Annotated in this window: 2 protein-coding genes; both read left to right on the forward strand. The window is 51.8% G+C overall.

From position 1 onward, the window contains the following. Positions 1 to 181 (forward strand): ArsR/SmtB family transcription factor (locus ACS8FC_RS16170; protein WP_439297524.1); only part of this gene is annotated, 181 nt, incomplete at its 5' end. Positions 182 to 235: 54 nt separating this feature from the next. After that, the coding region (locus ACS8FC_RS16175; protein ID WP_439297525.1) for a SulP family inorganic anion transporter at positions 236 to 841 on the forward strand (606 nt) is incomplete at its 3' end.

The following is an 841-nucleotide window of genomic DNA, read 5'->3' on the forward strand; positions in this document are numbered from 1 at the left end:
GCTTGAAGGACTGGTCGGTGTTGGACAACCAAGCTTGTCGCAGCAGCTAGGTATCTTGCGTAAAGACGAGCTGGTTGCGACACGCCGTGAAGGCAAGCAAATCTACTATAGCATCGCAAGTGACGATGCCTTAGCCGTACTAGAGCTGCTTTATCAGAGATTTTGTGCCAAAACCGAATAATGCCATACTCGCCTGACTGTTTTATGCTGCTTTCTATCTTGGTGATGTATTGATATGTCTTCTCTCGCTGCACGTCTGATTCCTACTTGGCTGCGCCAATACCAGCTCACAGCGTTACCGACCGATCTCGTCGCAGGACTGGTGGTGGGCGTATTGGTGATACCGCAAAGCCTAGGCTATGCAGTCCTTGCTGGTCTACCGCCCGTGTACGGCCTGTATTCTGCGATCGTGCCTGTGCTCGTCTATGCTTGGCTAGGTTCTAGCAACGTACAAGCCGTCGGGCCTGTCGCGATCACCGCTATTATGACGGCAAGTGGTCTACTGCCTTATGCTGAGCAAGGCACAGAGCAGTATGCCCTGATGGCGAGTTTGCTAGCATTAATGGTAGGGGCGCTGCTGTGGATTGCAGGGCGGCTAAAGCTTGGCTGGATTATGCAGTTTATCAGTCGCGGCGTCTCAGCAGGGTTTGTGAGCGGCGCGGCAGTGCTTATCTTCGTCAGTCAGCTAAAGTATCTGATGGCGATTCCTATTGCTGGTAGCAGCTTGGTTGGCTATTTATCTACCATGCAGCGCTATGCCAGTCAGGTACATCCGCTAACCTTAGTGATTGGTATTATCGCGTTTGTACTTTTGGTCGCTAACCGCTATGCGAGTCAATGG

The organism is Psychrobacter sp. 1Y4 (assembly GCF_051847555.1).